This window comes from Granulicella aggregans (assembly GCF_025685565.1).
Lineage (GTDB): Bacteria > Acidobacteriota > Terriglobia > Terriglobales > Acidobacteriaceae > Edaphobacter > Edaphobacter aggregans_B.
The window spans coordinates 157505-181971 of record NZ_JAGSYE010000005.1 but is presented as its reverse complement, the minus strand read 5'-3'; the positions used below and the strand labels follow the sequence as shown (position 1 = coordinate 181971).

General features: G+C 61.3%; 23 protein-coding genes. 17 read left to right on the top strand and 6 right to left on the bottom strand.

What is annotated here, in order from left to right:
- Positions 1–51: 51 nt before the first annotated feature.
- Positions 52–1230 carry a tRNA epoxyqueuosine(34) reductase QueG gene (gene queG / locus OHL18_RS21345; RefSeq protein ID WP_263376908.1) on the bottom strand — a complete coding sequence of 393 codons (1179 nt, stop codon included), beginning with the start codon at positions 1228–1230 and terminating at the stop codon, positions 52–54.
- A 345-nt stretch (positions 1231–1575) separates the two neighbouring features.
- On the opposite strand from queG, the gene OHL18_RS21340 reads away from it, so the two are divergent.
- Positions 1576–2247, top strand: a complete 672-nt coding sequence (locus OHL18_RS21340) for an orotate phosphoribosyltransferase (RefSeq protein ID WP_263376907.1) — start codon at positions 1576–1578, stop codon at positions 2245–2247.
- A 1-nt stretch (position 2248) separates the two neighbouring features.
- Here OHL18_RS21340 and OHL18_RS21335 read toward each other — a convergent pair whose 3' ends face one another.
- Both OHL18_RS21335 and OHL18_RS23405 read right to left on the bottom strand, forming a co-directional pair.
- A complete protein-coding gene (locus OHL18_RS21335; RefSeq protein WP_263376906.1) occupies positions 2249–2653 on the bottom strand; it encodes a DUF2442 domain-containing protein in 405 nt (134 codons plus the stop codon).
- Entirely contained in the window at positions 2589–2900 is a 312-nt protein-coding gene (locus tag OHL18_RS23405) for a DUF4160 domain-containing protein (protein ID WP_396275036.1), read from the bottom strand. The genes OHL18_RS21335 and OHL18_RS23405 overlap by 65 nt, the downstream gene beginning before the upstream one ends.
- 51 nt (positions 2901–2951) lie before the next feature.
- On the opposite strand from OHL18_RS23405, the gene mtnA reads away from it, so the two are divergent.
- The 4 genes from mtnA (at position 2952) to OHL18_RS21315 (ending at position 7377) form a co-directional block, all read left to right on the top strand.
- Positions 2952–4019 carry an S-methyl-5-thioribose-1-phosphate isomerase gene (mtnA, locus tag OHL18_RS21330; RefSeq protein ID WP_263376905.1) on the top strand — a complete coding sequence of 356 codons (1068 nt, stop codon included), beginning with the start codon at positions 2952–2954 and terminating at the stop codon, positions 4017–4019.
- 121 nt (positions 4020–4140) lie between these two features.
- Positions 4141–4446, top strand: a complete 306-nt coding sequence (locus OHL18_RS21325; RefSeq protein WP_263376904.1) for a permease — start codon at positions 4141–4143, stop codon at positions 4444–4446.
- Positions 4447–4559: 113 nt separating this feature from the next.
- The gene (gene mscL / locus OHL18_RS21320; RefSeq protein WP_263376903.1) at positions 4560–4967 is read left to right on the top strand and encodes a large conductance mechanosensitive channel protein MscL; all 408 of its coding nucleotides are present in this window, start codon (positions 4560–4562) and stop codon (positions 4965–4967) included.
- 259 nt (positions 4968–5226) lie between these two features.
- A complete protein-coding gene (locus OHL18_RS21315) occupies positions 5227–7377 on the top strand; it encodes a M28 family metallopeptidase (RefSeq protein WP_396275045.1) in 2151 nt (716 codons plus the stop codon).
- 578 nt (positions 7378–7955) lie between these two features.
- Here the strand turns inward: OHL18_RS21315 and thiC are convergent.
- Positions 7956–9458 carry a phosphomethylpyrimidine synthase ThiC gene (thiC, locus tag OHL18_RS21310; RefSeq protein ID WP_263376901.1) on the bottom strand — a complete coding sequence of 501 codons (1503 nt, stop codon included), beginning with the start codon at positions 9456–9458 and terminating at the stop codon, positions 7956–7958.
- Positions 9459–9627: 169 nt separating this feature from the next.
- On the opposite strand from thiC, the gene OHL18_RS21305 reads away from it, so the two are divergent.
- Positions 9628–10083, top strand: coding sequence for a cytochrome c maturation protein CcmE (locus tag OHL18_RS21305; RefSeq protein WP_263376900.1), 456 nt, complete (start codon positions 9628–9630; stop codon positions 10081–10083).
- Between the two features lie 109 nt (positions 10084–10192).
- On the opposite strand, the gene OHL18_RS21300 is transcribed toward OHL18_RS21305, so the two are convergent.
- Entirely contained in the window at positions 10193–11650 is a 1458-nt protein-coding gene (locus tag OHL18_RS21300) for a M20/M25/M40 family metallo-hydrolase (protein ID WP_263376899.1), read from the bottom strand.
- Positions 11651–11729: 79 nt separating this feature from the next.
- Here OHL18_RS21300 and OHL18_RS21295 point away from each other — a divergent pair, with 79 nt between their 5' ends.
- The 6 genes from OHL18_RS21295 to OHL18_RS21270 all read left to right on the top strand — a co-directional run bounded on the left by OHL18_RS21295 (position 11730) and on the right by OHL18_RS21270 (position 16780).
- Positions 11730–12491, top strand: coding sequence for an ABC transporter ATP-binding protein (locus OHL18_RS21295; RefSeq protein WP_317890519.1), 762 nt, complete (start codon positions 11730–11732; stop codon positions 12489–12491).
- Entirely contained in the window at positions 12488–13003 is a 516-nt protein-coding gene (ybaK, locus tag OHL18_RS21290; protein ID WP_263376898.1) for a Cys-tRNA(Pro) deacylase, read from the top strand. Before OHL18_RS21295 ends, ybaK begins: the two co-directional genes overlap by 4 nt.
- The gene (locus OHL18_RS21285) at positions 13000–13689 is read left to right on the top strand and encodes a heme exporter protein CcmB (RefSeq protein ID WP_263376897.1); all 690 of its coding nucleotides are present in this window, start codon (positions 13000–13002) and stop codon (positions 13687–13689) included. Before ybaK ends, OHL18_RS21285 begins: the two co-directional genes overlap by 4 nt.
- 26 nt (positions 13690–13715) lie before the next feature.
- A complete protein-coding gene (locus OHL18_RS21280; RefSeq protein ID WP_263376896.1) occupies positions 13716–14462 on the top strand; it encodes a cytochrome c biogenesis protein in 747 nt (248 codons plus the stop codon).
- Between the two features lie 241 nt (positions 14463–14703).
- Positions 14704–16233: a monocarboxylate uptake permease MctP gene (mctP, locus tag OHL18_RS21275; protein ID WP_263376895.1), complete on the top strand. Its 1530-nt coding sequence runs from the start codon at positions 14704–14706 to the stop codon at positions 16231–16233.
- Positions 16234–16306: 73 nt separating this feature from the next.
- Positions 16307–16780 (top strand): DUF1440 domain-containing protein, encoded by a 474-nt coding sequence (locus OHL18_RS21270; RefSeq protein WP_263376894.1) that lies wholly within the window; start codon positions 16307–16309, stop codon positions 16778–16780.
- 6 nt (positions 16781–16786) lie between these two features.
- Here the strand turns inward: OHL18_RS21270 and OHL18_RS21265 are convergent, their stop codons facing one another.
- Complete coding sequence (locus OHL18_RS21265) at positions 16787–17596, bottom strand: PIG-L deacetylase family protein (protein ID WP_263376893.1); 810 nt, start codon at positions 17594–17596, stop codon at positions 16787–16789.
- A 248-nt stretch (positions 17597–17844) separates the two neighbouring features.
- Between OHL18_RS21265 and crtI the strand changes: the two genes are divergently transcribed.
- Genes crtI through OHL18_RS21240 form a run of 5 tightly spaced genes read left to right on the top strand, consistent with a single transcriptional unit; the run spans position 17845 to position 24428 of the window.
- Positions 17845–19407, top strand: coding sequence for a phytoene desaturase family protein (gene crtI, locus OHL18_RS21260; protein WP_263376892.1), 1563 nt, complete (start codon positions 17845–17847; stop codon positions 19405–19407).
- A 2-nt stretch (positions 19408–19409) separates the two neighbouring features.
- Positions 19410–20882 carry an aldehyde dehydrogenase family protein gene (locus OHL18_RS21255; RefSeq protein ID WP_263376891.1) on the top strand — a complete coding sequence of 491 codons (1473 nt, stop codon included), beginning with the start codon at positions 19410–19412 and terminating at the stop codon, positions 20880–20882.
- Between the two features lie 23 nt (positions 20883–20905).
- Positions 20906–22447 carry a phytoene desaturase family protein gene (locus OHL18_RS21250; protein ID WP_263376890.1) on the top strand — a complete coding sequence of 514 codons (1542 nt, stop codon included), beginning with the start codon at positions 20906–20908 and terminating at the stop codon, positions 22445–22447.
- A 41-nt stretch (positions 22448–22488) separates the two neighbouring features.
- Positions 22489–23277 carry a lysophospholipid acyltransferase family protein gene (locus OHL18_RS21245; protein ID WP_263376889.1) on the top strand — a complete coding sequence of 263 codons (789 nt, stop codon included), beginning with the start codon at positions 22489–22491 and terminating at the stop codon, positions 23275–23277.
- Complete coding sequence (locus tag OHL18_RS21240; protein ID WP_263376888.1) at positions 23274–24428, top strand: glycosyltransferase family 2 protein; 1155 nt, start codon at positions 23274–23276, stop codon at positions 24426–24428. The genes OHL18_RS21245 and OHL18_RS21240 overlap by 4 nt, the downstream gene beginning before the upstream one ends.
- Positions 24429–24467: the final 39 nt, after the last annotated feature.

The window sequence follows — 24467 nt, the reverse complement described above, 5'->3', positions numbered from 1 at the left end:
CAAACTGCTGGCCCTTCTTCCTTTTCACTTCTCCCTATCCTGTCCTACACCCTACACGCTACCTCCTACACCCTGCTGCAACGCCCAAAGCGCCGCTTCGGCCAGCGCCTCATCCTCCCCATCCGCCCATTCAACGAGCTTCGGTCTAAACTCCTCTAACCCACTGTTTCCCATCGCGATCGCCACGTTCCGCTGCAGCCGCTTCCGTCCCGTCCGCTCCAGTGGCGACCCCTTGAACCACCGCTTGAACTCCTTGTTGTCCATCCCGCCGAGCCACGACAATGAAGGATTAACCAGCTCCCGCCGCACCTCCATCCCCGGAGTTACGGCAACCACCCCGCCCCCGTTCCTCGCTTTCGCATTCCACGGACAAACATCCTGGCAGATATCGCACCCAAATACCTGTCTTCCCATCCCTTCCCGCAGCTCCTCCGCAATCACGCCCTTTTTCTCAATGGTCAGATAGGCGATACACCGCGAAGCGTCCATCTCACGCGGAGCGACCAACGCGTCCGTAGGACAAGCCTCAATACACCGGGTACAGCTCCCACATCGGTCCGCCGCCGCAACCGCGAGCCTACCCTCCGCCGGCATCTCCAGCGAAGTCACCACCACCCCAAGCAGCAGCCACGACCCCACCCCCTGGTTGATGACACACGTATTCTTTCCCACCCACCCCACACCCGCCCGCGCCGCCAAACCCCGCTCCACGAGCGGCCCCGTGTCCACATAGCACCGCGTCTCGCACTCGATTCGCCCCCGAATCGCCGATTCCACCACCCTTAGCCCCGTCAGCATCTCCGAGTGATAATCCGTAGCCGTCAACTCAGGAGCCTCATCCACACCCTGAACCCTACCCCCTACACCCTGTTCTGGCTGCCGTCCCGACCACGCATACCTCCCGATCCACCCCGCCCCCTCCGGCGCGTCCTCCACCGAAAACACCTCCTCCGACGCATAATTCAGCGCACATACCACCACCGACCGCGCCCACGGAATCGCCACCCGCACTCCCTCTCGGATCAGGGTGCCCGCCTCGTCCCGCCGCTTCAGATACTCCATCTCCCCGGCTCGTCCCGCCTCCACCCAGGCGGCAAACCGCTCCGCTTCAATCTCTGTCCCATCCGCCCCCGCAACTCCACAGAGATGAAACCCGGCCCCAAGCGCAGCTTCGCGGATATCCGCCTCCAACTCCACCGTCCATCGCGAGCCAACTTCGATTCTTGTCAAGCCCCTGAACCTTCGAAAAGCAAGATAACCTTCATGGAATCAGCCACTTGTGGAAGCAAAAAATCTGCCCAAAGGATGAATTCAACCTGCTATCCTTGTAACAGAAGTAAAAACTCGAAGAGACGGTAAATGTAGCTAACGCGCCCCGATACAAAGCAAGCCCTCCCTGTTTCCGATGGATCACCCCGCGCAAGCCTTTTCTTTACAGGAACTTACAAAACGGCCTCTCCAAAATTGATCCACCGAAGCCCTTATGAATCAGGAACTTGTCCCCTGAAGTAGGACTGAGATATACCCCCCCCCCGCGATTTTTATTTCGCCCGTCCGGCTAAAATGAGCGAAGCCATGCCCACCGACACCCGCTCCGCCCTGCTCGACCTCATCGCCACACACTCCTTCAAGCTCGGCGACTTCACCCTCGCCAGCGGAGCCAAGAGCGACTACTACATCGACTGCCGCGTCACCACCCTCCACGCCGAAGGCGGCCGCCTCTCCGGCCTCGTGCTCTACGAGATGATCCGCGAGCAAATCCCCAACGCCGACGCCATCGAAGCAGTAGGCGGCCTCACCATGGGTGCCGACCCTCTCGTCTCCAACATCGCCAGCGCCAGCGCCTGGGCCCTCGCCGACCACCGCGAGATCCTCGAACTCTCCCTCGCCATGGCCGACGACCCCGACTTCCCCTCCGAAGAAGACCCCGGCCCCGAACCCACCCTCATCCACGGCTTCCTCGTTCGCAAATCCGAAAAGGCCCACGGCACGGGCCGCAAAATAGAAGGCTTCCTCAAACCCGGCGCCCACGTCGTCATCGTCGACGACGTCTGCACCACCGGCGGCTCCACCATCACCGCCATCGAAGCTGCCCGCGAAGCCGGCATGATCGTCGCCGGCATCCTCTGCCTGGTCGACCGCGAACAAGGCGGCCGAGCCAAAATCGAAGCCGCCGCCCAGGGAGCACCCTTCCTCGCCGCCTTCACCGCGCAAGACGTCCGCAAGGCCCACATCGCCCTGCGCTGAGTCAGCCAGCCAGTACGGAGGATTCGCGAGCAGCGGGGGCGGATGGAGTACGCATCTGCGCTCTCCGTCTTCGCTGCAGCTTCAACTCTTGCATCCATCGCCGATTCCCAGTCACACCCTTGAGCAACCCCTCAACGGACAGATCAAGATCAAGCTGCGGCCAATGCAGCGCGGTCCCAAAGTTCTCGATCTCCACCTCCGCAACCTGCTTGCGCGGCGCACTAGCCAGAACCTGTATCTCTTCACGCGGAATCGCCACGCGCTGTCCACTCTTCATCACCATCAAGAGCAGGTCCGGCGATGGAAGATATCGCACTTCGACCGCGGTCGGAGCGTCGGGTTCATTTGCCGCGCGCTCGAGAGCGGCTGCGATCTCTGCGTCTGTCGTTCTTAGTCTGTCTCCCACGCGCTTCCTCCCAGAGGTTCCATAGCTCATCCACATGCCGTTCTGCCGCAAGCAATACCTTCTTGACATCGGCAGCCTTCATATTCGAAGGGACGATGGCCCTCTTTCGCCCCGACAGCCCTACTGTTCTGTCCCGAAAGATATCGATGATGATCGTCCCACTGCGATACTCGCCATGCACATGAGGCGGAGCTTGGTCATTGGGAAAGGCCGCGAATCGGACGCCGTCGACACGAATCGATCCCACGTCATCATCCTAACCCCAAGCATCCATCCCTTCGCGATAAACTAAAGACACATGATTCCCACCCTTGAATGGCTTCCCACCGGCGTCAACTTCCTCGACCAGACCAAGCTCCCGCTTGAAGAGACTTACGTCCTCGCAACCGACTACAAGCAGGTCGCCACCGTCATCCGCGACATGATTGTCCGCGGCGCTCCTGCCATCGGCGTCTCCGCCGCCATGGGCATGGCCATCGGCATCGAGCGCAGCACAGCCACCTCGCTCGACGAGCTGACCAAAGAGGTCGCCGAGATCGACGCCCACCTCGCCGCCACCCGGCCCACCGCCGTCAATCTCTTCTGGGGCATCGCCGAGATCCGCAATCTCTACAACGATCTCGCCGCCAAAAACACCCCCATCCCAGAGATCAAGTCGGCTGTAGTAGACCGCGCCCGCCAGATGTACGACGAAGATATCGCCGCATGCAAGCAGATGGGCGCAAACGGCGCCTCTTTGCTGCCGAAGCAAGGCACAGTCCTCACCCACTGCAACGCCGGCGCTCTAGCCACCTGCGGATACGGGTCCGCTCTCGGCGTCATCCGTGCCGCCATCGAGCGCGGCCACAAGATCGACGTCTTCGCCGACGAGACCCGTCCCTTCCTGCAAGGCGCGCGCCTCACCGCGTGGGAGCTCATGAAAGACGGCATCCCGACCACCGTCCTCTGCGACAACATGGCCGCCTCGCTCATGTATCAGGGCAAGATCCAGGCCGTCATCGTCGGTGCAGACCGAATCGCCGCAAACGGCGACGTCGCCAACAAGATCGGCACCTACGGCGTCGCAATTCTGGCTAAAGAGCACGGCATTCCCTTCTACGTCGCCGCTCCCTGGTCCACGATCGACATCGAAACCGCCCACGGCGGCCTCATCCCGATCGAACAGCGCTCGGCCCTCGAAGTCACCCACTCCAACGGTAAGCAGATGACCCCCGACGGCGTCGGCATCGAAAACCCCGCCTTCGACGTCACCCCAGCCAAATACGTCACCGCCATCATCACCGAGCGCGGGGTCCTCACCGCCCCCTACAATCAGTCCATCGAAGCCCTCGCCGAAGTCACGCAACCCGCGCTCGTCGAAGTCTAGCCTTGTGACCCTCTTACCTCCGACGGTGAGAGGGTCAAATCTGCCATCCCCAAAGTTCATCCTCCGCAACTCACCGCAGCAATCCAACCTAAGGCATCCACGCCGGGCGGATAATCAACGAGTGCTGCCCGAGATCTTCAATCCGCGCCACAAGTCCCTTGTCCGCGGAAACATCCTTGTGATCGCCAGCCTTCTAGCCGCCTTCCCACTCTCCGGCTTCCCGCACAATCGAGCCACCCTCTACCTCGTCATCCCTGCGCTCCTCGCCGTCGCCGGCACCGCAGACACGGTCCGCTGCATCCGCCGCCGCTGGAGCTTCTATCACGCCGGCGTGCTCCTTTGCATCTACATGGACCTGATGGCGGTGACGCTCATCCTCGTCTTCCTGCTTTACCCCTACGCTCTCTGGATGACCGGCACCCACTAAGACCACGCTGGCGAACGTCTACATCCCCGCCAAATCCGCGGGCCCGTTGCACCACGCTGCTATACTCAGCCGCATCATAGAGTGCATCAACCTCACCACCGGGAGATTCGCCAGTGCTCAAAGGTTTTCGTGACTTCATCCTTCGCGGCAACGTAGTCGACCTCGCCGTCGCCGTCATCATCGGTGCAGCCTTTGGCTCCGTCGTCACCGCGCTCACGACCGACATCATCACCCCCTTCATCGCCGCCATCGTCGGCAAGCCCAGCTTCGGCGACCTCTTCGTCTTCGTCCATGGCGGCAAGATCCTCTACGGCGACTTCCTCAACGCCATCATCGACTTCGTCCTGAAGGCCTCGGTCGTCTACTTCTTCATCGTCGTGCCGCTCGGCTATTTGCTCACCAAAGTGAAGGGCCCAGTGCCTGATGCGCCACCCGCCACCAAAGCCTGCCCCGAGTGCCTTTCCGACATCCCCGTTGCCGCCAAGCGCTGCAAGTTCTGCACCTCCGTCCTCGCCGCATAGTCATCCCGGGTGCCCCATCCATGACGGTTTCATCGTCATGGGTGGGACATCGAGCGAAGCTCGACCGCCTTCTTCCCCCATCCTCATCGATCAAACCGTCATTCTGAGCGGAGACGTGTGCAGCTTCATCGCACGCCTCGAAGTCGAAGGACCTGCACCGCCATCCCCTCACCACACTGCTCGAACCTTTCAGCCCGGAATCTCCCTGTAGAATTCAATCACTTCGAATCTCACCGCTATTACAAGGCCAAACTTGAACCTGACTCGATTTGCCTGCCTGCTCCCCTTTGCCGCCTCCGCGCTCCTATCCCAGCAACCGCAGCAGGTCTTCGGCTATCGCGACTTCACCCAGCAGGCGAAGTGGGATGCCGCCTTCCTCGCCGTCCCTGACGCCGCACTCGCCGGCCAGCACCTCAAGATCCTCACCGCCGAGCCCCACTGGGCAAGCTCGCCCGAGGACTACAAGACCGCGCAGTACGTCGCCGAAAAGTTCAAGACCGCCGGCCTCTCGACGAAGATCGTCCCCTACAGCGTCCTGATGAACAAGCCCATCAGCATCGCCATCGACGCCCACGACGCCTCCGGCAAGATCCTCATGTCCGGCCCATCGCCCGAACATGTAGACCCCACCAAGGACGGTGGCGATCCCTTCCAGGACGATCCCCGCGTCACCCCCGCCTTCAACGGCTCCAGCCCCTCCGGCGACATCACCGGCGAGGTCGTCTATGCCAACTTTGGCACCCTCGCCGACTTCAAGAAGCTCGCCTCCCTTGGCGTCAGCGTCAAGGACAAGATCGTCCTCGTCCGCTACGGCGGCAACTTCCGTGGCGTGAAGGTCTACATCGCTCAGCAGTACGGCACCAAGGGCGTCCTCATCTACTCCGACCCCGCGGACGACGGCTACGTGAAGGGCGACATGTACCCCAAGGGCCCCTACCGCCCGGAGTCCGGCGTCCAGCGCGGGTCGACCCAGTTTCTTCCCATCTATCCCGGCGACCCCGAGACCCCTGGCATCGCCTCCACCCCTGACCTGCCCGATTCGAAGCGCATTCCCGCCGACCAGCTCCAGAAGAATCAGCCCAGCATACCGGTCAACCCGCTGTCCTACAAGGACGCCGCCCCCATCCTTCAGGCCCTCGGCGGCCCGCAGACCCCGCATGAATGGCAGGGCGGCCTTCCCTTCACCTATCACCTCGGCGGAGCCTCCGGCGCGGCCGCGGTGACCGTCCACATGCACCTCGAGCAGGAGACCAAGCTCCGCACCATCTGGGATGTCATCGGCACCATCCCCGGTACCGATCCGCAGCAGAAGGACGACTGGGTCGTCGCCGGAAACCATCGCGACGCCTGGGTCTACGGCGCGGTCGACCCCAACAGCGGCACCGCCGCCATGCTCGAGACCGTCCACGGCCTCGGCGACCTCCTCAAGCAGGGTTGGAAGCCGAAGCGCACCATCGTCATCGGGTCATGGGACGCCGAAGAAGAAGGACTTATCGGCTCAACCGAGTGGGTTGAAGACAACGCCGAGCACCTGAAGCACGCCGTAGCCTACTTCAACACCGATGTCGGCGTCGCTGGCCCAGACTTCAACGCCTCCGCCGTCCCGTCCCTGAAACAGTTCGTCCGCGAGGTCACCCAGGGCGTCGCCAGCCCCCAGGGCGGAACCGTCTACGACACCTGGAAGAAGTCCCAGGAGGAGAGCCGCGGAAAACGCGGCCAGTCCGCATTCGGCGAAGGAGAGGAGAGCAAATCGCCCGAGGTCCGTGTCGGCAACCTCGGCTCCGGCTCCGACTTCACGCCTTTTATCCAACATATGGGCGTACCCTCCACCGACATCGGCTCCGAAGGCCCCTACGGCGTCTATCACTCCGTCTTCGATAACTACAACTGGTTCATCAAGTTCGCTGACCCCACCTTCGTCTACGAACAGCAGCAAGCCCGTGTCTTCGGCCTTGAGATCCTGCACATGGCCGACGCTGACGTCCTGCCCTACGACTACCGCCCCTACGCCAAGGAGATCGAGGGCTACATCCGCACCGCGCAGCATAAGTCCGAAGCCACAAAGCTGAACCTGGACTTCAGCGCCGCCACCAAGGCCGCAGCCCGCTTCTCCGCCTCAGCCCAGACCGCCTACGGGAGGCAGACCGTAGCTACGACCGACCTCGCCGCTCTGAATCACGCCCTGCGCAACGCCGAGTCCGCCCTGCTCGATCCGGATGGCCTTCCCCGCCGTAGCTGGTACAAGCACACCATCTATGCGCCGGGCGAGTTTACCGGTTACGCTGCAGTTGTCATACCGGGCGTGACTGAGGCGATCGATGAACCGGACGCCGCCCGCGCCCAGGCCCAACTCGCACGCCTCACCGAAGCCGTCAATCGGGCCGCCGCCTCGCTGGAGTTGGCGAAGTGAGAATTGACAAGAAGGGCACTTTGCACCACCCATGATGCAGATCGCCAGGGCGAACGCCTTGAAGCCTGTATTTGTGTGCAAATCTCGCACATTTCTGTTGATTTACCCGGCTACATGTACCAGAATCGATTTCATTGCAACCAACCAGTGACTGACCCATGTGCAACGTTCGCGGCATGGGATCGATCCCGGAAGTGTCATTCCCAAGTTGGGATGTGTCTTCCATCCTGTAAACGAATGCGGTCCCACTCTCCCAAGGAATTTGCCTCGCATGTTGATCAATGATCTGTTTCTTGCTCTCGCATTCGTCGTTACCGTTATCGGGCCAGTCTTTATACTGATGCGCGGACACGCTGCAAAAAGATAACGAACTCCCGCTGCCGTGAGCGCCTCAGTGCCCGTAGCAAACCGGCACGACTTTCTTCACTGTGGTCTCGAAGGTAGAGTTCTGCTTACAGCAACACCAGTGATGCCCGGAAAGAGTCCAGATACAGAAATGCGGACCGTACAACGGTCCGCATTTTCTTTGGTGGTCTGCCCACCTTCCCAAAATGTAAAAACGACTTAGCTCGGGGCGACTATCCCCGCAGGGCCATCTGCTCGGTCATAATTTGCGTCAGATCCTGCTTCTTCAAGCCAAACTCGCTCTCGTTGAACTTATCCACCTTGCTGGACCAGTTCATGCTGCAGAACTTCGGCCCGCACATGCTGCAAAACGCCGCTTCCTTGTAATAGTCGTCCGGCAGCGTCTCGTCGTGCATCGAGCGCGCCGTTTCCGGGTCAAGCGAGAGCGCGAACTGTTTGTCCCAGTCGAAGGTGTAGCGGGCGTGCGAGATCGCGTCGTCGCGATCGCGGGCACCGGGACGATGTCTTGCAACGTCCGCAGCATGGGCCGCAATCTTGTAGGCGATGATGCCGTCCTTCACGTCCTTCTCATTTGGCAGCCCTAGGTGCTCCTTCGGCGTGACGTAGCAGAGCATCGCCGCGCCGTGCCAGCCGATCATCGCCGCGCCGATAGCCGAAGTGATGTGATCGTAGCCCGGAGCGATGTCCGTAACCAGCGGCCCAAGAACGTAGAACGGAGCTCCATCGCAGAGCTCGACTTCCTTATCCACCTGCAGCTTGATCTGGTCCATCGGAATGTGGCCGGGGCCTTCGATCATGACCTGCACATCCGACTTCCAGGCGTGCCGCGTGAGTTCGCCAAGCGTCTTCAGTTCGGCGAACTGGGCCTCGTCGGACGCATCGGCAAGACAGCCGGGACGGAGGCCGTCGCCCAATGAATAGCTCACGTCATACTTCGCCATCACCTTGGTGATGCGGTCGAAGTTTTCGTAAAGGAAGTTTTGCTTGTGGTGCGAGGTCATCCACTGCGCAAGGATCGCTCCGCCGCGGCTGACGATGCCAGTGATGCGCTTCGCCACCAAGGGAACGTACTCGATCAGGACGCCGGCGTGGATGGTGAAGTAGTCGACACCCTGTTGCGCCTGCTCCTCGATGACTTCGAGATACAGATCGATGTTCAGGTCTTCGACCTTCTTCACACGCGAGAGCGCTTCATACAGCGGCACTGTGCCGATCGGAACAGGCGAGTGGCGCAGGATCGCCTCGCGGATCATGGGGATGTCGCCACCGGTCGAAAGATCCATGACGGTGTCCGCACCGAAGTGGACGGCGGTGTGCAGCTTGCGCAGCTCCTCATCCACATTCGACGACAGCGCCGAGTTGCCGATATTGGCATTGATCTTGCAAAGTGATTCGACGCCAATGGCCATGGGTTCAAGCTCGACGTGGTTGATGTTCGCCGGGATGATCATCGTCCCCTTGGCGACCTCAGACCGGATCAGCTCCGCGGAGATCTTCTCGCGCTGTGCGACATAGGCCATCTCTTCCGTGATGAGGCCCTTGCGCGCGAAGTGCATCTGCGACATATTCGTGTCGCCGGTGCGCTCAGCCTCGGCCTTGCGCTTGACGATCCACTCCGCACGTCCGGTAGGAACCTTGTAGCCATTGCCGTTTGAGGCCGTGGCATGGCCGTTTCCGTTGCCGTTCGAATGTCCGTTCGCGCCGTTCAAGCTCATGCAATTCCCCTGCCTTCGGTGTCGGTAATCTTGTTTTCAGAGTATACGCCGCTAACCTGCCGAATTCGGACCGGCGGAATCCGGGTTGGAAAAACCCGCCCGCCTTTTTTGCACGCGGGCGTTTTTGCTCATCCGGCCCAAACGACGCGGGCGTAAACTACAGAGAGCCATGGCCAGTAATCAGCGCAAACCGCTCGGAATCATCGTCGCCAGTGTCATCATCGTCGCGACCGTCGCCTATCTAGCGATCACCTCGATCGGCTCGACCAAGCAGTACTACGTCACCATCGCGGAGCTGCAGGGGCTTGGCGATAAGGCCTACACGCGCCACCTGCGCGTGGCCGGGAACGTTGCGCCGGGGTCGATCAAACGCCAGGGAATGATGGTCAACTTTGCATTGATGGAACAGGGCAAGACGCTTCAGGTCGCCTACCAGGGCTCCGAGCCACCGCCGGACACATTCAAGGACGACTCCCAAGCGCTGGCCGTGGGAACATACGGGCATGACGGCGTGTTTCACGCCACGGAACTCCAGGCCAAGTGCGCGTCGAAATACGCGCCAGTGGATAAGCAGCCCGGGACGGCCGTTCCGAAGACGACGGCTGCGGTGATGCCGGTGCGGTAGAAGTCCTACATCCCACCCATCGCAGAGGCGCAATGGATGGGGCACCCCGAGCATTCGAGCCAGTCATCGATGACAAACAAGAAAGACTGACAAACAGGCAAGATGGAGATTACTTGCCGCCCAACGCTTGCAAGTAGCGGTAGTAGAAATCCACTCCTCGGTCGTAAGAGAGGATGCGGACGCGTTCGTCGCGGGCGTGAGCGCGCTCGTCGCCGTTGTCGATGCCTACGCCGTTGATGCCGTAGCTGGGAATTCCCGCAGCCATGGTGTAGATGCTGTCTGAGGCTCCGGTCTCCATCTGCGGCAGAATGGGCAGGCCAGGGTACATCTCCGCCATCACCTTCTTCAACGGGTCGAAGATATCGGCGCGTAGCGGCGGTGGGGTAGGCGAGACGCGATCGGTTCCAACGGGAAAGAGCGTCCCGCCGTCGTCCTTATACTGCACCGTGACGCCCGGCTCCGCGAAGACCTTGATGAGCGTCTGGCGCGTCTCTTCCTGCGTGTGACCGGGCAGAATGCGGCAGTTTACGTTGGCGTTGGCAAACTGCGGCAGAGCGTTCGGAGCCTGTCCGGCGGAGAGCATCGTCGCCACGCAGGTCGTGCGCAGCGTTGAGTTGTAGCGCGGGCTCTCCGAGAGCCGCGCAACCGCCGCAGCATCCGGCGGCGACTTCAACACGGCGAGCATGTCGTCCGCCATCTGCGTGTTGCCGCGCTTTCTTTCAATCGCAGACATCTGCTCGAAGTAGGCACGGGTGACCGCGTTGATCTCGACCGGAAACTGGTACTTTTCGAGGCGATCCAGAGCCTTGGTCAACTCATAGATCGCGTTCGCCCTGGTCGGCAGAGAGCTGTGGCCGCCAGGATTCTTCGTCGAGAGTTCGAAGTCGCCGTAGAGCTTCTCCGTCGCTTCAAGCACCATGACGACGGGCTTTCCGCTCTCGGTGTCGATGCCTCCCGAGTCCGGATTGAGCGCAGCCTCCGCCTTGATCAGCTCGGGCCGGTTCTTCAGCAGCCAGTCCACGCCGTTCGACTTTCCACCCTCTTCATCCGCCGTAAGCGCGAGGATGAAGTCACGATTCGGCACGAAGCCCTGTTTCTTCAGCCGGATAAAGTTCGTCACCAGGATCGCGTCCGAGTCCTTCATGTCCTGCGTGCCGCGGCCATAGAAGAAGCCGTCCTTTTCGACCAGCTTGAAGGGATCGGTCGCCCACTCGGCCTGGGGAGCTTCGACGACGTCCTCGTGGCAGATGATGAGGATGGGCTTCAGCGTCGAGCCGGGCTTTCCACGGTAGCGCGCCACCAGGTTCATCTTGCGGTCGTTCGGCCCGGCGAGAACGAGGTCCTCCGCGGGAAATCCGGCATCGAGCAGCCGCTTGCGCATCGCCTCAGACGCTGCCGTGACGCTGCCTACCGAGTCAGTCGTGTTGGTCTCGACGAGCTGCTTGAAGATCTCGTGGGAGAGCTTTTCGGTCTCGGGATCGAGCGGGCTCTTGCCCTGGGCGAGGAGCGAGGCGGCGGGAACGGCGGCAAAAAGGGCGGCGGAGAGTAGCGCGGACTTCAGTCTCATGCTTGGAGTGACCTCTTGGTGCAAGTGTGTTGCGGCGGGCTTCGCTCTATACTCGCATAGGCGAAGTACCGGAATCGCCATGAACGAGATGGTTCTAGAGAAAGCCCAGGCCGCAGCGATCGCCAGCCAACCGCAGACAGCGGCGGCGGAGCTTCGCGAGGTCTCGAAGGTATACGGCGCGTTCGCCGCGCTGCGGAACGTTTCGACGAGCTTCAAAGCTGGAAGCTGCACCATGATCCTGGGCGAGAACGGCGCGGGCAAATCGACGCTGCTGCGCATGGTGGCGGGGCTGATCTCGCCGTCGCGCGGTTCGGTGGCTACCTTCGGTACGGAGCCGCAAGCCCAGCGCGGGCGGATCGCCTACATGAGCCACGCACCGATGTTGTACGACGAGCTCTCCGCAGGCGAAAACCTTCGCTACTTTGCCGGACTTCGCGGGGATGGCTGCGGCATGTGCGCGGGCAGCCCGGAGATGGCGCTGCGCGCGGTCGGGCTCGATCCGCACCTGAAGCGGCCGGTGGGGCAGTACTCGCAGGGAATGCGGCAGCGCACGTCGCTGGCCCGTGTGCTGCAGAGCGACCCCGAGCTGCTCCTGCTCGACGAACCCTTCTCGAACCTCGATGTGGAGTCGGCGGAGATGATGGTGACGCTGCTTGCGGACTTCAGGACGTGGCCCATTACGAGCGGTCCGCTGGCAGGGGTTGGTAAACGGACGATCATTCTGACCACGCACCAGGCGCATCTCGGCGCGCCGATCACGGACACGACGCTGACGATGCAGGCTGGAAAGATCGTCTCGATAACTTCATCGGGCCCGACAATGCAGGAGCCTGCGATTTGAGCACGGCCAAGATCGCCAAGACGAATGCAGCGAGGCTGTTGGATGGGCTGAAGATCAGCTATGAACTGCGGCCTTACGAGGTCGATCAGGATGATCTCACAGCAATTTCTGTAGCCAAAAAGATTGGCATGCCGCCGGAGCAGGTCTTCAAGACGCTGCTGGCGCACACCAACGCGGGCGAGCATGTCTTTGCGGTGATTCCCGGCGACGCCGAGCTCGACCTGAAGAAACTGGCCCATGCGGCCGGGGCGAAGAAGGCGGAGCTGGCATCACTAAAGGAAGTGGAACCGCTGACCGGATACATTCGCGGCGGCGTCACGGTGATGGCTGCGAAGAAGCCCTTCCCTGCCTTTGCGGACGAGACGATTGAGCTCTTCGACTTGATCTCGGTCTCAGCAGGGCAGCGCGGGCTGCAGTTGATCCTTTCGCCTGCGGACTACCTCCGGGCTTCCGAGTCGACGCTGGCCGACCTGACGAAGACAAACAGCCCTGGGGCGGCGTCGCACGGATGAACTACCTCCGCCAGGTTACGCGACATTTTATGAAGGACCTCCAGCTTGAGTGGCGCTCCCGCGACGCGATCAACGGGATGCTGTTCTTTTCGCTGCTGGTGGTGGTGGTCTTCAGCATCGCCTTCGACCCGACCGGAAATCCGACGACGACGCGGCAGATCTCCGGCGGGATTCTGTGGATCGCGTTGCTGTTTGCTTCGGTGACGACGCTGAACCAGAGCTGGGCGCGTGAGGTGCGGAACAGTGTGCTCGACGCGCAGAGGATGGCGCCCGCTCCGGCCTCGGCGCTGTTTCTGGGCAAGGCGCTGGCGAACCTGGTCTTCGTGACGGCTGTGGAACTGGTCATCGCGCCGCTTTTTGTCGTCTTCTTCAACGTCCACGCGCTGGGCAACGGCTGGATGTTGCTGGCGATTATGCCGCTGGGGACGTGGGCTCTGGTAGTAAATGGGACGTTCTTCGCGGCGCTCGGGCTGAGGGCAAAGAACCGCGAGCTCCTGCTTCCGCTGCTGTTGTTTCCCATATCGGTACCGGCGATCCTATCGATGGTGAACGCGACGGCCGACGTTCTGACCGGCGATGTCGACCCCATCCAGCCGTTTTTTTGGATCAAACTGCTCGCAGCCTACGATATTGTTTTCACCACGGTCTGCCTGCTGCTTTTCGAGACGATTCTCGGTGCAGAGTAGCGCGCGCGGCGTTAGAATTCTCCTCAGTGCAGCTTGAGAGTCCATCCCGGTCGGTCGTCCCGCGCGTCGCGTCTGCCTTGTGGTTTGCCGTGGCCGTCGTGGTGCTGGCAATCGGCTTCCGTCAGGCGATCTTCCTGGTGCCGACCGAAGCGACGATGGGCAACGTGCAGCGCATCTTCTACTACCACCTGCCGCATGCCATCCTCGGCATGGTCTTTCCGTATATCAACTGCGCTGCGTCGCTTGCGTTTCTCTACTGGCGGCGGCGCGATCCGTGGAAGGCTCTTGGGGCGGACGCTCTGGCAGTCGCCTCAGCCGAAGTCACCGTCATCTTCGTCACAATCGGTCTGCTGACCGGGTCACTGTGGGCGAAGCCGGCGTGGGGCATCTGGTGGGCCTGGGACGCGCGGACGACGACGTATCTTGTCCTGTGGATGCTGTATGTCAGCTACCTGATCGCGCGTAAGTTCTCTGGCGGCAACGATGAAGGCCACACGCTGGCGGCGGTGATCTCGATCTTTGCGGCGATCGATGTGCCGATCAGCTTCATGGCGATCCGCTGGTGGCGTACGCAGCATCCCGCGCCGGTGTTTGGTGGCAATGGCTCGCTCGATGCGAGTTTTTATCCGGCTGTCTGGTGGAATCTGGCTGGATGGGCGCTGTGGGGATTCCTGGTGATGGGGCTGCGGTACAGCCTGGAGCGGCGGCGGCAGCGCATCCAGGAAGAGGCAGCGCTTGAGGCGATCGAAGCCTCTTTGGAGATCACCCAGTGACCTGGCAAAAATTCTTCGACCTCGGTCCTTTGAGCAGCCATCCGCATAACTTGTTCTATGCGTACGCCGCCGTTTGGATTCTCCAAGGTGGGTATGTGGCCTGGATCGCTAAGAACTGGCTGGCTACGTCGAAGACCCGCCGATAGGTCCGAGGTGATCCCATCCCACCCATGCGATAAAGCCGCATGGATGGGGCACCCGGCATAGGTTCCTCTGCTGCTACCATCGTTGAATCAACGCGATGACGACCCTGCACCCGACAGCCCTGACGGTCTTTTGCCTCATTTTTCTCCTCGTCACGCTGGCGGGTTTCTGGGCAGTGCGGTGGCGGCGGCCCGAGGGCGGGATTGATTCGCTCGAAGAGTGGGGACTCGCCGGGCGCAGCTTCGGGACGTGGATCACCTGGTTCCTGATCGGCGGCGACCTGTACACCGCCTACACGGTCATCGCGGTTCCGGCGGCGCTCTATGGTGCGGGGGCGATGGGCTTCTTCGCGCTGCCGTACGTCATCATCGCCTACCCCTACATGATGCTGGTGCTGCCTCGGCTTTGGACGGTCTGCCACCGGCATGGATACATCACCTTTGCTGACTTCGTCTCGGGGCGCTACGGCAATCGCTGGCTCACGGTTGCAATTGCGCTGACAGGAATCCTCGCGCTGATGCCGTATATCGCGCTGCAGCTTGTCGGCATGAAGGTGGTCATCGCGGCGCTGGGCGTGACCGGCGAGTGGCCGCTGGGTGCTGCGTTCGTGATCCTGGCGGCGTACACGTACTCAAGCGGGCTACGGGCTCCGGCGATCATCGCCATCGTCAAGGACTTCATGCTGTACATCATGGTGCTGGCGGCGCTCATCATTCTGCCGTGGAAGCTGGGCGGATATGCGAAGGTCTTCTCGCTGGCGAGCGCGGCGCTGGCGGCGCACAACCCTCCGGGGTCGATCCTGTTGCGGCCAAGCCAATATCTGGGCTATTCCACTCTGGCGATCGGGTCGGCGATTGCGCTGATGCTCTATCCGCATACGGCGACGGCGGTGCTAAGCGCAAGCTCTGCCAAAACCGTGCGCCGTAATGCTGCGATGCTTCCTGCGTACAGCTTCATGCTGGGCCTGATCGCGCTGCTGGGCTTCATCGCGCTGGCTGCGGGCGTGGTCACGAAGGACCCGAACCAGGCGGTACCACTGCTCTTTTTAAAGATGTTTCCGGAGTGGTTCGCGGGCTTCTGCCTGGGCGCGGTCGCGATAGGAGCGCTGGTGCCCGCGTCGATCATGTCGATCGCTGCGTCCAACCTCTTCACGCGCAACCTGTACGGAGCGTTCGCGAGGACCAAAGCAACGCCTATGCAGGAGTCGCAGATGGCGAAGCTCGTCTCGCTGGCGGTGAAGTTCGGGGCTCTGGTCTTCGTGCTGTACCTGCCCGCGCCCTATGCGATCGAGATGCAGTTGCTGGGTGGTATCTGGATGACGCAGCTCTTCCCTTCCGTCGTTGTCGGCGCGTTTACGCGATGGATGAATCCGTGGGCGCTGCTTGCGGGCTGGGTCGCAGGTATGTCTACCGGGACGTACATGGCGGTGTCGCTGGGCCTTAAGTCGTCGGTGTATCCGCTGCATCTCTTTGGCCAGACCTATGCGATGTACGCGGCAATCCCTGCTCTTCTGCTGAACCTTGCTGTTTCCTGCTGCATCACGCTGGCACTACGGGTGGCAGGAGTTGCGAAGCGACCAGCGGTGTATGGTTCGGACAGAACAGCACCCGAAGCCTACGCCGACTGACACAAACCAGCTTTACGGCATCATAATGTTGAGAGCAGAAAACAGGACCATAAGAGCAACGACTGGAGCGGGAATGAGTGAGGCTTTGCAAGTGACGGAGAAGTCCCTGATGAAGGGTCTGGTTGCAGGATTGATCGCCGGTGCGGTGGCGACGGCGGCGAAGTCGCTGGCGGAGAGGGTCTATCCTCCGCGTACTCATGGCGAACCTGAGCCGCCGGATGTATTGGTCGAGAAGATCGCTGGCCGTGAGCTTAGCGGGCCCGCGAGGGCGTTGGCCGCAGGAACAATCCACTGGGGATTCGGTGTTGCGACGGGCGCGGCGTATGGGGCTCTGGCTGAGTACTTCCCTGCGGCTACGGCCAAGGACGGCGCGAGCTTCGGGCTGACGCTTGCCGCGCTGACGCATGAGACGGCGCTTCCAGCGCTGGGGCTTGGAGCCGAGGCAGAAGATCAGACTCCGCGCGAACACACCAGCGAGATGGCTTCGCACCTGGTCTTTGGCGTGGTGACGGAGACCGTGCGGCGATTTGTGCGGAAGCATCTGTAAAGACCGTCACAAAGCCGGCGTTGTAAGACGGCTCTCTGCGAGCCATGCGGGGTTGGCCCAGATTCGTTCTCCACCCCCGTAGCGCGTCGCGAAGTTACTGATGATCTGCATCGTCGGCTCATCGATCTGCGAGGCATAGACAGAGACCATCTTCAGCTTTCGCTTGATGCTTGTCTCGTCGCTATTTGTAAGAACCGCAGGAGCGAAGCTTCCGCCCAGCGTCGCGAGCTCGGCTTCGATGGCTGGGTCGATATCACGATCAGCGTCGAACAATTCGCCGTCGCGCAGAGCGTCGGGCAGGTCTTCGTAGAAGGCGTAGGCGCGGGTGGCGCTGAAGTCGAGCGCTGCGTTGCGGACTACGACGTGATCGACATGGTGACCGAGGCCAAGCGGCAGGACGACGGCATCGATCTTCATCTCCGCGTCGAGCTTCGCGAGAGACTTCTGGATCTTCGCAACGGCGCTGTCGTCCGCAGCAGGAAAGGTTGTGAATTCTTCACCAAGTCCGCAGCGCAGGCGAATCGGTGCGTCTTTCAGGTTCAAGTCTTCCATGCGAAGTTTGGGCAGCAACTTGAGCAGCTCCGCATCCTCTTTACGGCGCATGCCGGAGACGTAGCTGAGCAGGTCGTTCGGGTGGACCGTGTCGGCGTCCGAAAACGGGGCAGTTGCGCTGCGGGTGAAGACGCCGAGGACGGTGACGCGGTGCTTGGCAGCGAGCCAGCCTTCGATGGCAAGGCCAAGGGAAAAGGCAGCGTCGTTGCGGTGCGGCGATAGGACGAGAATGTGCAGTGACTTGCTCCCAGGAACCTGCGGCAAGTGGCACCGCATCCCTGACAAGTATAGTGAAGCGGCAAGGTTGAGAGCTCCGGACAGAGATTCGGCAGTAGGATGGATGGCATTGCAGTGGCATAAAGATGAAGGCCGCAATTCTTGATCGCACTTGAAGAGCGATTGGAGCGGTCGCGTCGCGGGCCCGGGACTAGCGTCTACTCAAAGAATAGAACGCAGCGAACAAAGCAGCGGCAGAATCATATGATCGTTTCGAAACAGGGGCGCGCTACCGCATGAAGAAGGAATCCCGAAGTGCAGTGATCGTTGGGGCAGGGCCCGGAGGGCTGGCGGCGGCGTTGCTGCTGGCCAAGTCGGGCGTGAAGGTTACGATCGTCGAGAAGCGCAGCCAGGTGGGCGGGCGCACGTCGACCATCGAGCAGGACGGCTTCAAGTTCGATGCCGGGCCGACGTTCTTTCTCTATCCGCAGGTGCTCAAGGAGATCTTTTCGGCGGCGGGATACGATCTTGCGGCCGAGGTGCCGATGACGCGGCTTGACCCGCAATACCGGCTGGTCTTCGGCGCGGGCGGTGAGTTGCTGGCCACACCGAACGTTGAACGCATGGAGAAGGCGATCGCCGCGATCTCACCCGAAGATGCGAGACGTTTCCATGAGTTCCTCACGCATAACCGGACGAAGCTGGCGAAATTTCTACCGTTTCTGCAGTCGCCGTTTGAGAGCTGGCGCGACCTGATGAAGCCGGAGATGTTGAAGCTGCTGCCGTTGCTGGCTCCGTGGAGGTCGCTCGATGGCGACCTGCAGTCGCACTTCAAGGATGAGCGCATACGGCTAGGATTTAGCTTCCAGTCGAAGTATCTGGGGATGAGCCCGTTCCGTTGTCCCAGCCTGTTTTCGATCCTGTCGTTCCTTGAGTACGAGCATGGCGTCTTTCATCCGACCGGCGGATGCGGCGCGGTGACGCGCGTGATGGCGCGGATGTGTCGCGAGATGGGTGTCGAGATTCTGCTGAACGAACAGGTGGAACGCGTGCTGATCGAGAAAGGCAAGGCAATCGGCGTGAAGACGGCGAACCATAGCCTTCCCGCCGATGCGGTAGTGGTGAACGCGGACTTTGCCGGCGCGATGAAGCGCCTGGTGCCGAACCGGCTTCGCAACAAATGGACCGACGAGAAGCTGGCGAAGAAGCGGTACTCGTGCTCGACGTTCATGATGTATCTCGGCATCGATGGCCGGTATGATGACGTGTCGCATCACACGATCTATCTGGAGAAGAACTACAAGCAGAACCTGCGCGATATTGAGAGCCTGCATCGGCTCTCGGAGGCGCCGTCGTTCTATGTGCAGAACGCTTGCGTAACCGATGCGACACTTGCACCTGATGGGCAGAGCACCTTATATGTGCTGCTGCCGGTTACACATGATGCCGGCATGATCGATTGGGCTGAAGAGACGCCGCGCTATCGCGAGATTGCGATCGATCAGATGGAGAAGATCGGCATCACGGGGCTGCGTGAGCGCATCCGCACGGAGAAGATTGTGACGCCAAGCGGATGGGCTAGCGAGTTCGACCTGTACAAGGGGGCGACGTTTTCGATGGCGCACTCGCTGGACCAGATGCTGCATTTGCGTCCGCATAACCGGTTTGAGGACATCGACCAAATGTACCTTGTGGGCGGCGGAACGCACCCGGGCAGCGGTCTGCCGGTGATCTTTGAGTCGGCGCGGATTACTTCGCGTCTGCTGCTCGAAGACCTGAAGATGGAACCGCAATGGGGTGCTTCGACTACCGTAGGCGAGGCGATCGCTCGCGATAACCTCGTCGGAGTGGCGTCGTAGCCATGCCGATCTCCGAGTTGAAGGAGTGTGAAGCTCCGCAGGATCGTGATATGGTCACGGCCATGGTGGAGAGGTCATCGCAGAAGGAATGGGCTTCGCGGGCTATCGCGGATCGATTGGCTGTGCTGAAGCGGGCACGGCACATCCTTGCGGAATCGATGGTCGATCTATGCGATGCGATCTCTCCGGAGCTGGCGCGGAATGTGGCGGACACACGTGTTGCGGAGGTGTTGCCGCTGCTTGAAGCGTGCCGTTTTCTTGAGCGCGAGGCTGCACGGACCCTTGCGCCGAAGAAGCTTGGCCGGAAGGGACTTCCCTTTTGGCTTGCGGGTATTTCAAGCGAAGTGCGCCGCGCTCCCATGGGGCATGTGTTGGTGATTGCCCCTTCGAATTATCCCCTATTTCTTCCCGGTGTACAGGTGCTACAGGCGCTGGCCGCCGGGAACTCTGTGACATGGAAGCCGGGGCGGGGCGGACGACCGGTGGCTTCCATCTTTGCCGCGGCGATGCGAGAGGCAGGTCTGCCTGCGGGGCTGCTTGCGGTTACGGACGAGTCGGTCGCTGCGGCACAACAGGCGATCGCAGCGGGTGTAGACAAGGTCTTCTTCACCGGTTCAGCAGCGAGTGGACGGGCTCTCCTGAAGCAACTTGCTGAGACGCTGACACCCTGCGTCGCGGAGCTTTCGGGATGCGATGCGGTGTTCGTGCTGCCATCGGCCGACCTCTCGCGCGTGGTCAAGGCGCTCGCCTTCGGCATGAGGTTGAATGGCTCGGCTACGTGCATGGCACCGCGCCGAGTGATCCTCGTTGGCACGGACGAGCAGCGGCGGAAGAGATTCATAGAGATGCTGCTGTCGGCACTCGACTGGATCAAGGGAGTTCCGCTCTCCGAAAGTGTCCAGCGCGAACTACATATGCTGCTTGAAGACGCCAGGCTCTTCGGTGGACGCGTTCATGGCAAAGTCGAAGCGGCACAGCAGCCCATCGTCATCGCCGATGCCACGCCTGAGATGCTGGCGACACGGGCGGACATCTTCGCCCCGGTCCTCACAATAATGGAAGCACGCGACACGCCGGAGGCGATTGCGCTGCATGAAGCGTGCCCTTATGCCCTGACGGCATCGATCTTCGGCGATGAGGATGAGGCGCGTGGGATTGCTGCGGAGGTCACCACAGGGACGGTAACGATCAACGATCTTATTGTGCCTACCGTGGATCCACGAGTTCCTTTTTGTGGCCGCAAAGGGAGCGGCTTTGGAGCTACGCGCGGCGCCGAAGGCCTGCTGGAGATGACAGCTGCAAAGGTGATCTCGGTGCGACTCGGCAAGAGCACGCGGCACTTCGACGCAACGACGGCAGATCACGAAGAACTCTTCGACGGTGTGATCGCCGCATCCCATCGAGCGCGATGGCGCGAACGCATTGCAGGATTCAGACAGATCGTATCCGCCGCACGAAGATTCAGCGGCAAGTAATACGTAACCCTCGAAGGAGCAATATGGCTTTGGGCAACAGCAGCAACGGCGTACATCAGGAGACGAGCAAGCGCGTTGGCGTCATAGGCTCCGGGCTTGCGGGATTGGCAGCGGCGTGTACGCTGGCCGCGCGCGGGCATCGCGTGGAGGTCTTCGAAAAGAATGCGTGGCTTGGCGGCAAGGCCGCACAGCTTTGCGAGAAGGGCTTCCGCTTCGATATGGGGCCAACGATTTTGATTCAGCCGTCGGTGCTGCGCAAGATCTTCGATGAAGCTGGACGAAAGATGGAAGATTATGTGCCGATGGTGCGTCTCGATCCGCAGTGGCGGTGCTTCTTCGAGGACGGCACACGTCTGGACCTGAAGGACAACGCCGAGGAGATGGCGGCGCAGCTTGAGGCCGTCTGGCCCTCGATGGGCAAGGGTTATGTAAAGTTCCTTGAGATGTCCGAGCAGTTGCACTCCATCAGCGACCGGTTTTTCTTCTGGCGATCGATTGGGTCGATGCGCGACACGATGGATGTGGGTGGAGCGTTCGACCTGAATGTGCTGCGCGATGTGATGCGGATGCGGCTGGGCAAGACGGTTGCAGGCACGATCCGCGAGTTCATCCCCGACGCGAATACGGCGCAGATGCTCGACCACTTCGTGCAGTATGTGGGCAGCTCACCGGATGCGTCGCCGGCGATCTTATGTTCGATCGGCCACATGCAGATGGAAGAAGGCATCTGGTACCCGATGGGCGGGACGCGCGCGATTCCGGAAGGAATGGTGAAGCTGGCGACTGAGCTTGGCGTTGTCTTCCATCCTGAGACCGATGTTGCGAAGATCCTCACGAATGGCCATGCCGTCGAAGGGTTGGTGACGACGAAGGGCATTGTGCATCGCTTCGACGCGGTCGTGTCGAACTCTGACGCTGTGCGGACACATCGCGAGCTAATTGGCGGCGAGGTGAAGCGGCACTTCGATGCGAAGCGCACGTATGAGCCTGCGTGCTCCGGCGTGGTGCTGTACCTCGGACTGAACAAGCGGTACGAGCACCTCGCGCATCACGACTTCGTCTTCTCGCGCGACCCGCATGAGGAGTTCCACCACATTTACGATCTCGGCGAGCCTGCTCCTGATCCGACCTGCTACCTTGCGGCGACATCGTTCAGCGACCCGGCCAGCGCGCCTCCGGGAGGCGAAGCGCTGTACGTGCTGGTGCATACGCCGTATCTGCGACCGCATCATGACTGGACGAAGATGTTTCCAGCGTATCGGCAGGTGATCCTGGACAAGCTGAAGCGGACGGCTGGCATGGAAGACATCGAAGAGCGGATCGTCTACGAGTCTGCGCTTACGCCGCAGGATATTCACGATCGCTATCGCGTGCTGAACGGAGCGATCTATGGCATCTCGAGCCATGGTGTCTTCAATGGAGCATTCAAGCCGGCGAACAAAAGCCGCGAAGTGGATGGGCTGTATCTTGCAGGCGGCGCGGCGCATCCGGGGCCGGGAATGCCGATGGTGATGATGTCGGGATGGATCGCGGCCGATACGCTGGACCAGACGGCTCGCGCATGAGGATTCAACCAAGTGAAGACGCGATAGGCTAAGCTACCTGCATGATTCTCCCGACCATCTCGACGCCGATCCTGCTGTTCTTCCGGCGCATTGTGCGGGGATACTTTCGTCGCCATTTCCACGCTGTGCGCATCGCACATGCGGAGCGTTTCAAGGGCATCGACGGGCCGCTGATCGTGTACGCAAATCACAGTTCGTGGTGGGACCCCATGGTTTCGGTGCTGCTGGCGGCGGAGCTGATGCCGGAACGCAGACACTACGCGCCGATGGATGCTGCAGCTCTTGAAAAGTATGGGATTTTGAAGTGGCTCGGCATCTTTCCCGTGGAGATGGCGTCGGCTCGAGGAGCGGTGCAGTTCCTGCGGACGGGTGAGGCGGTGCTTGAATCGGGCGGAGTCTTGTGGGTGACGCCGCAGGGGCGCTTCGCTGATCCGCGCGAGCGGCCTCTGGAGTTCAAGGCGGGCATGGCCGCACTGGCAGCACGCGTAGCGGCGCAGTGCGGAAGCTGCACTCTACTACCCCTTGCCATTGAATACCCCTTCTGGGATGAGCGGCTGCCTGAGACGCTGCTCTGCTTCGCCGATCCCGTGATCGTTCATGCGGGTGAGGCGGTCGAGACTGTGCAGCGACGCTCGATTGGGGCGCTGGAACAGGCGCTCGAGGCGTTGAAGAGCAAGGCGGTGGCCCGGGATCCGGCTGCGTTTGAGCTGCTGACGCGAGGCAGCCTCGGGACGGGCGGCTTCTATGCACTTGGAAAGCGAGTGAAGGCCTTCGTGACGCGTCGGCCTTACGTCCCGGAGCACACACCGATGCAGGAGATGCCCAAATGAGCTCGGTGATGTTCTACACACTTTCTGTAGCATCCATGCTGTGCGCGCTTACACCTGCTGTGTTGTTTGTGATGAACCTTCGCAGATACGAGGCTCCTGCTCTTCTGATTCCAGATTCGGATGAAAGACGGCCCGGAGTTTCGGTGCTCATCCCCGCGCGCGATGAGGCGCATGGCATCGAGGCTGCGGTCTCCTCCGTATTCACGAGCCTTGGAGTGCAGTTTGAGGTGGTGGTGATGGACGACCACTCAACGGACGGCACCGGCGCAATTGTCGCTGCCATGGCGGCTCGGGATGCTCGCGTGCGGCTGGAGCTTGCACCGAAGCTTCCGCCCGGATGGAACGGGAAGCAGCATACGTGCTGGTCGCTGGCGCATGTCGCCAAGTACGACACGTTCTGCTTCGTCGATGCGGACGTAAGGCTTGAGCCAGACGCGCTCGTCCGGATGGTTGCGTTCATGGAGTTAACGCAAGCTCCGCTGGTCAGCGGCTTCCCGCGGCAGGAGACGGGGACCTTTCTGGAGTGGTTGCTACTGCCGCTGATTCACTTCGTGCTGCTGGGGTTCCTTCCACTCGACAGGATGAGACGGAGCACCGATCCGGCGTTCGCAGCAGGCTGCGGGCAGTTCATGATGGTGGATCGCGGAAGCTACTTCGCCGCCGGGGGCCATGCAGCGATCAAGGCCACGATGCACGATGGGCTTCTGCTGCCGAAGCTCTTTCGCCAACACGGCATGAAGACCGACCTCGCAGACATCACGGACTACGCCCGTTGCAGGATGTACCGGAACGCAGGGCAGGTGTGGCAGGGGCTTGCCAAGAACGCGACCGAAGGAATCGCAGCGCCGGTGCGGATTCTGCCCATCTCGCTGGTGCTGGTGTTAGGGCAGATCGTGCCGTATCTGTTAGCGATTTCGCTGCTGGCGGGCCATGAGGTGAAGCCCGAGGTCGCAGTCTACATTGCCGTGGCGGTCGCGGCGGCGTGGTTTCCGCGAGTGCTTGCGGCCCGCGCTTTCAGACAGGATTGGCGCGGGGCTTTACTGCATCCATTAGGGATAGCTGTGCTGCTGGCGATCCAGTGGTACTCGCTGACGCGGAAGCTAACCGGCGGAGCGGTGAGTTGGAAAAGCAGGGCTTACGCGGGGGAGTGATCGTCGTCTGACACGCCGTCTACAGAGATTTCCGGTAGA

Bases quoted from the DNA above. Each gene is read 5' to 3' on its own strand.
- OHL18_RS21340 (WP_263376907.1), top strand. From the start codon at position 1,576: ATGCCCACCGACACCCGCTCCGCCCTGCTCGACCTCATCGCCACACAC.
- mtnA (WP_263376905.1), top strand. From the start codon at position 2,952: ATGATTCCCACCCTTGAATGGCTTCCCACCGGCGTCAACTTCCTCGAC.
- thiC (WP_263376901.1), bottom strand. From the start codon at position 9,458: ATGAGCTTGAACGGCGCGAACGGACATTCGAACGGCAACGGAAACGGC.
- OHL18_RS21305 (WP_263376900.1), top strand. From the start codon at position 9,628: ATGGCCAGTAATCAGCGCAAACCGCTCGGAATCATCGTCGCCAGTGTC.
- OHL18_RS21300 (WP_263376899.1), bottom strand. From the start codon at position 11,650: ATGAGACTGAAGTCCGCGCTACTCTCCGCCGCCCTTTTTGCCGCCGTT.
- OHL18_RS21295 (WP_317890519.1), top strand. From the start codon at position 11,730: ATGAACGAGATGGTTCTAGAGAAAGCCCAGGCCGCAGCGATCGCCAGC.
- OHL18_RS21285 (WP_263376897.1), top strand. From the start codon at position 13,000: ATGAACTACCTCCGCCAGGTTACGCGACATTTTATGAAGGACCTCCAG.
- mctP (WP_263376895.1), top strand. From the start codon at position 14,704: ATGACGACCCTGCACCCGACAGCCCTGACGGTCTTTTGCCTCATTTTT.
- OHL18_RS21270 (WP_263376894.1), top strand. From the start codon at position 16,307: ATGAGTGAGGCTTTGCAAGTGACGGAGAAGTCCCTGATGAAGGGTCTG.
- crtI (WP_263376892.1), top strand. From the start codon at position 17,845: ATGAAGAAGGAATCCCGAAGTGCAGTGATCGTTGGGGCAGGGCCCGGA.
- OHL18_RS21255 (WP_263376891.1), top strand. From the start codon at position 19,410: ATGCCGATCTCCGAGTTGAAGGAGTGTGAAGCTCCGCAGGATCGTGAT.
- OHL18_RS21250 (WP_263376890.1), top strand. From the start codon at position 20,906: ATGGCTTTGGGCAACAGCAGCAACGGCGTACATCAGGAGACGAGCAAG.
- OHL18_RS21245 (WP_263376889.1), top strand. From the start codon at position 22,489: ATGATTCTCCCGACCATCTCGACGCCGATCCTGCTGTTCTTCCGGCGC.
- OHL18_RS21240 (WP_263376888.1), top strand. From the start codon at position 23,274: ATGAGCTCGGTGATGTTCTACACACTTTCTGTAGCATCCATGCTGTGC.